Origin of the sequence: Paenibacillus xylanilyticus (assembly GCF_013359935.1) — a bacterium.
GTDB classification, from domain to species: Bacteria; Bacillota; Bacilli; order Paenibacillales; family Paenibacillaceae; genus Paenibacillus; species Paenibacillus xylanilyticus.
Genome location: NZ_JABMCB010000046.1, coordinates 1 through 284, shown reverse-complemented (window position 1 = coordinate 284; position 284 = coordinate 1). Strand labels below are relative to the sequence as shown.

The window sequence follows — 284 nt, the reverse complement described above, 5'->3', positions numbered from 1 at the left end:
TCTCGGAGGGAACGGGCTTTTAATTACAGGGCTTTTACCTTCTTTGGCGGGCCTTTCCAGACCTCTTCGTTTAACCGGTTCCTTTGTAACTCCATGTGAGACGTCCCACAACCCCAGAGAGCAAGCTCTCTGGTTTGGGCTGTTCCGCGTTCGCTCGCCGCTACTGACGGAATCACTATTGTTTTCTCTTCCTCAAGGTACTTAGATGTTTCAGTTCCCCTGGTATGCCTCTACACAACCTATGTATTCAGTTGTGAGTAACTGGAAATTACCCCAGCTGGGTT

At 49.3% G+C, this 284-nt stretch carries 1 rRNA gene; it reads right to left on the bottom strand.

Annotated elements, in window-relative coordinates:
* Nucleotides 1-284: ribosomal RNA gene (locus HP552_RS00290) — 23S ribosomal RNA — on the bottom strand; the annotation flags it as partial.